Annotated in this window: 8 protein-coding genes and 1 tRNA gene; 5 read left to right on the top strand and 4 right to left on the bottom strand. The window is 69.2% G+C overall.

All coding sequences use genetic code 11. From position 1 onward, the window contains the following. Positions 1–229 precede the first annotated feature (229 nt). Positions 230–592: a winged helix-turn-helix transcriptional regulator gene (locus tag LCE31_RS35870; RefSeq protein ID WP_225022043.1), complete on the bottom strand. Its 363-nt coding sequence runs from the start codon at positions 590–592 to the stop codon at positions 230–232. A gap of 258 nt (positions 593–850) precedes the next feature. Between LCE31_RS35870 and LCE31_RS35865 the strand changes: the two genes are divergently transcribed. Next, complete coding sequence (locus LCE31_RS35865; RefSeq protein ID WP_225022041.1) at positions 851–1,465, top strand: FMN-dependent NADH-azoreductase; 615 nt, start codon at positions 851–853, stop codon at positions 1,463–1,465. Positions 1,466–1,619: 154 nt separating this feature from the next. On the opposite strand, the gene LCE31_RS35860 is transcribed toward LCE31_RS35865, so the two are convergent. After that, positions 1,620–1,961, bottom strand: a complete 342-nt coding sequence (locus LCE31_RS35860) for a hypothetical protein (protein ID WP_225022039.1) — start codon at positions 1,959–1,961, stop codon at positions 1,620–1,622. Between the two features lie 42 nt (positions 1,962–2,003). Further along, complete coding sequence (locus LCE31_RS35855; RefSeq protein ID WP_225022037.1) at positions 2,004–2,951, bottom strand: WXG100-like domain-containing protein; 948 nt, start codon at positions 2,949–2,951, stop codon at positions 2,004–2,006. Positions 2,952–3,498: 547 nt separating this feature from the next. Between LCE31_RS35855 and LCE31_RS35850 the strand changes: the two genes are divergently transcribed. After that, complete coding sequence (locus LCE31_RS35850) at positions 3,499–3,795, top strand: hypothetical protein (protein ID WP_225022035.1); 297 nt, start codon at positions 3,499–3,501, stop codon at positions 3,793–3,795. A 26-nt stretch (positions 3,796–3,821) separates the two neighbouring features. Then, entirely contained in the window at positions 3,822–4,166 is a 345-nt protein-coding gene (locus tag LCE31_RS35845) for a hypothetical protein (RefSeq protein ID WP_225022033.1), read from the top strand. A 233-nt stretch (positions 4,167–4,399) separates the two neighbouring features. Here the strand turns inward: LCE31_RS35845 and LCE31_RS35840 are convergent. Further along, positions 4,400–4,483: transfer RNA gene (locus LCE31_RS35840), tRNA-Leu, on the bottom strand. A gap of 321 nt (positions 4,484–4,804) precedes the next feature. Here LCE31_RS35840 and LCE31_RS35835 point away from each other — a divergent pair. Together LCE31_RS35835 and LCE31_RS35830 are read left to right on the top strand one after the other, a co-directional pair. Next, positions 4,805–5,098: a hypothetical protein gene (locus LCE31_RS35835; RefSeq protein WP_225022031.1), complete on the top strand. Its 294-nt coding sequence runs from the start codon at positions 4,805–4,807 to the stop codon at positions 5,096–5,098. Next, positions 5,086–5,590, top strand: a 505-nt coding sequence (locus tag LCE31_RS35830) for a DUF3662 domain-containing protein (RefSeq protein WP_225022029.1), incomplete at its 3' end; no start/stop codon positions are given. The genes LCE31_RS35835 and LCE31_RS35830, both read left to right, overlap by 13 nt.

The raw sequence follows: 5,590 nt of genomic DNA, 5'->3' as shown, positions 1-5,590 counted from the left end.
CGAAGACCCCCGGCCGGTCCAGCCGATTCGGCCGATTCGGCCGCTTCGGCCGGGCCGTTCACGATGTCAGTCACCCGCGCCGCCCCCCGCGCATCTCCGCGCCCACGTACGCGCGCGACATCAACTTCCTTGGCCCGCACCGTACAACCGTCACCGGCCGTCGGCGTCCCCGCCCGGCGCCCACCTGGGGACTCCCGCAGCAGCCGACCCGCCGGCCCACCGGAACCCGCTAGCAACTCCCCTTCCGCACACCCATGTGCGCCTCGGCCCACTTGAGCAGTTCGTCGAGCGCGGGTCCCATCGCCGCGCCGCTCTCCGTGAGCCGGTAGGCGACCCGCAGCGGGGGACCCTCGTCCACCTCGCGCACGACCAGGCCCGCGGAGCCGAGTTCGCTCAGGCGGTCCGACAGCATGCGCTCGCTGATACCCGGGATGGCTCTCCTGAGCTCGGCGAAGTGCACCGGCTGCGCCATCAGCACGGAGATGATCGGCCCGGTCCAGCGCTTGCCGAGCAGCTCGAAGACGCGGGTGATCCCCACGTCGACCGTCTTGCACACCTCTTCCCGGTGCCGCTCTTCCCTGGGCTGCGCCATGCCTCACAGCCTACTGGGCCCGCCCTTCCCCCTTCAGGGGATGAAAAAAAGTAAGTACCTGTGTTATCCATAGGTACGAAGGAAATGAGGAACCGGGAACCGGCAGTACGGCGACGCGCCCCACCGCCGCGCCCCTGTCCCCTTGCCTCCTTCTCTCTCGATGCCCTAGCTCCCCCTTCCCGACATCGGCCCGACGTCCGACCTCGACATCGGACCCGACGTCCGATCCCGATGTCCCATCCCGATGGAGAACACCCCATGGCCACGCTTCTGCACATCGACTCGTCCCTCTTCCCCGAGGGCTCCGCCTCGCGCGAGGTGACCGCGAAGTTCGTCGAGGCATGGAAGGAGCAGCACCCGGCCGGCACCGTCATCTACCGCGACCTCGCCGCGCAGCCGCTCCCGCACCTCGACAGCGCCGCGGCGATCGCGGGCCCCGACCACGCGCTCCGCGCCGAACTGGCCGCCGAGCTGGACGCCGCGGACGCGATCCTCATCGGCGCCCCGATGTACAACTTCTCGATCCCGTCGACGCTGAAGGCCTGGTTCGACCACGCGATCATCGCGGGCCACAACGCCACCCCGGACTCCGCCACCGGCAAGAAGCCCTTCACGATCGTGGCCAGCCGCGGCGGCTCGTACGCCCCCGGAACCCCGCGCGAGGACTTCGAGTTCGTCCAGAACTACCTGCGGAAGCTCCTTGAGGGCATGTTCGGCGCGACCGACATCCAGTTCATCGTTCCGGAGCTGACCCTGGCCCCGGTCAAGGAGGAGATGGCCGCGCTGCGCCCGCTCGCCGAGGAGTCCCGCACCCAGGCGCACGAGCAGGCCGCGGCGAAGGGCAAGGAACTGGCCACCCGCCTCGCCGCCTGATCCCAGAGAGCGCCTGGATCAACAGCACCCGGCCCGTCGGCCGAGTGCCCCCGCCCGGACGTGTGTGAAGCCACAAGGATCGCGGAGTGTCACCGCGCAGCGTCAGGCTCATCCGACTGCCGTCTTTGTGGCATCACCACGCCCAACATCACCGTCAGTCGTCGACCGTGAACCAGCAGATGTCCCCGGAGTCCGGCAGATGGCCGAGTTCGTCGATGGCCGACCTGATCCGGGAGATCGTCTCGTCCTTGCCGGTTCCCCACGCCTTGAAGGGCCGGCCGGGATCGTCGGTCAGGTCTCCCGCCTCGGCGCCCTGGTCCAGTAGATCGCCGACGATCCGCAGCAGCAGCGTCGTCCGCTCCTCAAGGAGCCGCCCCTTGCCGAGCAGCGTTCCGACCGCTCCCACAATTACCGAGAACCCGAGCCAGTCGTCGTGCACGTACTCGGTCAGGTAGAGGAGTTCCTCTCTGTACTGCTCGTCTGTCGGCATGCTCATGTCCTCAGTGTTGCGGTCTTGACGGTGGGCTCCCCGAGGCGCTCATGCAGCGGTACCGATCTCAGCGATGACGGCGGTGTCGATCTCAGTGACCGCGGCATCCGCGGCGGCTTCGACACCCCCGAGGATCGCTCCGGCTTCCGCACCGTCGAGGGCGGCGGCGCCCGCGTCGGAGCCACCCGCGGTGAAGATGGTGAGGACGACACCGACCGCGGTGGTCAGGCCGACAACGACGCCGGCCTCCGCGAGTTTGTGCTCGGTGCTGCTGTGCGCTTCATCGATGGCATGGGCGAACTTGTCGCACGCGGTGGCGAGTTTGCTACAGGCGTCATGGGCGGCGGACAGAGGTGCCTTGTGGGCGTTTCCGCCGTCCTGCCAGATGGTGGCCCAGAAGGCTGCCATGGCGGACACGGACTCGTCGGAGTTGTTGTCGGTCAGCGACTGCACCTGTGTGTGCAGGGTGCGGCCGATCCCCTGGAACGCGGTGGAGGCTGTCCGGTAGGCGGAGGCGGCGTCCCGCAGCTTGTCCTGGTGTCCGTTGGGCCAGTACTTCGCGATGACCGACGGCACTGACGAATGCCCGGGCCCGACCGCCGAGTCCGGGTCCGGATACATGACGTCCGTGAACACCGGGGGCGACGCATACAGCTTCGGTGCGCCCTTGCCCTTCTTGGCGTTGGAGTGGTGGTCGGCCTTGAGGTAGTTGTTGGCCGTAGTCACCAGGGCGTTCGAGGCCTGCCCGATGGCGCGGACGGCAGCGGACAGAGTGTGGAAGAGGGCCTTGGCGGCAGGATCGTACTTCCGGGCGAAGTGCTGCCCGTAGTCGTCGTTCCCGGCCATTCCGGCCGCGCTCTGCAACGCCGTGTTCAGCGAGGTCGCGGCCGTGTCGAGGTTGGTCTGTCCGGTGGCGAACTTCCCGGCGACGGAGTTGAGGTCGTCCGGGTAGAGGTCGATCGACTGACCGTCATCACCGTTGCCCGGGTGCGTCACCCTCCGCACCCTTCCGCGACGCGCCCGGCCGTCTTCGGCGGCCAAGCGCTGACGTCAGCTTCTCCGCACCGCATGACTTTGCCCCCTGCCCGCCGATGACGGCGGCAAGCCTCACATCGACTCGGCAGAGGAGCAAGGGGTTCGGTGCTTCGCGGTGCGGCGTCAGTGCACTGCGGGCAGCCGACGAGCGCGCCCCCGAGCGACACACGGGCGCAGGCGAACAGACCCCACGTGCAGCGGACGGTGCCGGTGGGTACGTGCCTGGAACGGGGCTTTCCACGGCATGAACGCACGACCACGTCGAGCGAAGTGGTCCGTCCCGGCATCCGGGGCGGCGCCCCGGGGAGGCGCGAACGGCTCGCCAGGGCCGGCAAGGCCAGTGCCCCGTCCAACCGCGTACCTACGGGTCCGCCTGCCAGCGGTCGATCCCGAACGGCCGACTGGACAGCGGCCCTCTCCGCGATCGCTGACGTCAGTCCGTGGCCACCGTTCGTGGACCACTCATTCGCGAAGTGCTCCATAGCGCCCTGGAGAACGCCTTCCTGAAGTGCGCCTGGATCTGGCACCACCGCTACGGCGGATCGGCGATCTGCACGCTGCCGTGGACGGTGCCGAGAAGCTCGCGAAGGTCCAGGCGCTCGCCCTCTTCGGTGGCATCAGGCGGGTCAAGGAGATCGGCGAGGAGGTGAGGGCCTGGTACGAGGCTCGGGCCGCCCACCTCATCAGGCAGTGCCGGAGCGGTGCTCACTCCACAGGCGCGCGGATCGCCGACGCGCTTGCCTTCATGGACGAGGTCGGCACCCTGGCGCAGCGGGTGCGCAAGCCCCAGGAGGCAGGGCGATGAGTACCTGCCCCACTACCCCGGCTCGTGTGGACGGCCTTCTGCTGACGGCCGACCGGCTACTCGCGGGCGACCTCGTGGGCGCCACCGCGACCGGCTGGCACCACGGTGCCTCCCTCGCCTGCGGACCGCCCTGGAGACCTGCGTCGACCACGTGCTCGGCCCCGCCCGTTCCCGGGCCCTCCCCGACCACGAACAGGGCCAAACCGCTTTGCCTCGGCTGCTACGTCGCCGCGGACACGGCTCGTCACACCAAGACGGTCTGGTCACACCTGTGCCTCGGCTGCCACTGCTACGAGATGGGCCCCACGCGCGAGCAGGTCCTCACGTGGCGCGCGGAGGCCGGAGAGCCGGCCCGGCAACTGCTGTCCTGAGCGTCCCCAGCCCCGGACGCCCGAGTGGACCCCCGCCGACCGGGACCAGACCGGCCGGCGTCGGAACGAAAGACCTCCGCCCGCACCGTGACCTTCGCCACTGTGCGAGCCGAGTCACGTTCGGATACCCGAACCCTGGGCCTGAACGAGCGGCCCGGAAGCTTCCGTCAACAAGAAACGGGCCCCCCACAGGACTTTCGTCACTGTGAGGGGCCCGTCTCGGTATCGCTCTGTGCGCGAGGGGGGAGTTGAACCCCCACGCCCTTTCGGGCACTGGAACCTGAATCCAGCGCGTCTGCCTATTCCGCCACCCGCGCAATTGGGTGTGTCACCGTGGTTTCGGCTGCTGCGTCCGCCTGGCGACATCTGAAGATTAGCACGGTGAACAGGGTGGCTTCACATCCGTTTCCGCCCACCGCGGCAGGGGAAGGAGCGCGACCGCCGAGCGCCCCCGAGCCCCTGCCACGGCCGGTTCCGGACGCCGCGGCGGGCGGACAGGGAACGGACGAGCGCGGCACCCGCTCCTCAGGGGAGGGCGCCGAGTGCGGGACACTGTCAGAGGTCCCCCTCTACGATCCGTGTGAGAGGCGACACCCATCGACCGGGCAGACAAGGGGAACCAGCCGATTTCCCGACGCGTGGATACGATCAGTAAGCAGTACGAGAAGCAGTGCGAGCGGTACGCCCCGCCCGGCCGGAGGGGCGGAACCGGCGGGAGCGCCCGGCACTGCCGGAACCACGCGGCCACCGCGGCGGAAGGACACCGCGGCGGCGTCCGCGGCGGCGGGTACGGGCGTCCTGGCCGCCGCGGCACGCACAGGCAGAAGTACGAGGATCAGCAGGAGCGGTACACCGTCCACGGCAGCGGACGCAGCAGCCACGGCAACGAACACGGCAACGACTACGGAGGAGGTGCCTCATGGGAGTCCTGAAAAAGTTCGAGCAGCGCCTCGAAGGTTTGGTCAACGGCACCTTCGCGAAGGTGTTCAAGTCCGAGGTCCAGCCCGTCGAGATCGCCGGCGCCCTTCAGCGCGAGTGCGACAACAACGCGACGATCTGGAACCGCGAGCGGACCGTCGTGCCCAACGACTTCATCGTCGAGTTGAGCACGCCGGACCACGAGCGCCTGAGCCCCTACTCGGGGCAGCTCGGCGATGAACTGGCCGGACTGGTCAGGGACTACGCGAAGCAGCAGCGCTACACCTTCATGGGGCCCATCAGGGTCCACCTGGAGAAGGCCGACGACCTCGACACCGGCCTGTACCGGGTCCGCAGCCGCACGCTCGCGTCGAGTACGTCACAGGCTCCAGGGCCGGGGCCCGCGCCGGGGCCCTCGTACCGTGGCGGCGCGCCCGGCGGCGGGCCGTGGCGGCATGTGACACATCCCGCACCCGGCGCCCGGTGTCCGGTTCGTACGAGGATCA

The sequence above is a fragment of the Streptomyces sp. 8L genome, assembly GCF_020176795.1.
In the GTDB taxonomy this organism is placed as follows: Bacteria; Actinomycetota; Actinomycetes; order Streptomycetales; family Streptomycetaceae; genus Streptomyces.
Note: the sequence above shows the minus strand (reverse complement) of the source record. Positions and strands in the feature narration are given on the sequence as shown.

Bases quoted from the DNA above. Each gene is read 5' to 3' on its own strand.
- LCE31_RS35870 (WP_225022043.1), bottom strand. From the start codon at position 592: ATGGCGCAGCCCAGGGAAGAGCGGCACCGGGAAGAGGTGTGCAAGACG.
- LCE31_RS35865 (WP_225022041.1), top strand. From the start codon at position 851: ATGGCCACGCTTCTGCACATCGACTCGTCCCTCTTCCCCGAGGGCTCC.
- LCE31_RS35860 (WP_225022039.1), bottom strand. From the start codon at position 1,961: ATGAGCATGCCGACAGACGAGCAGTACAGAGAGGAACTCCTCTACCTG.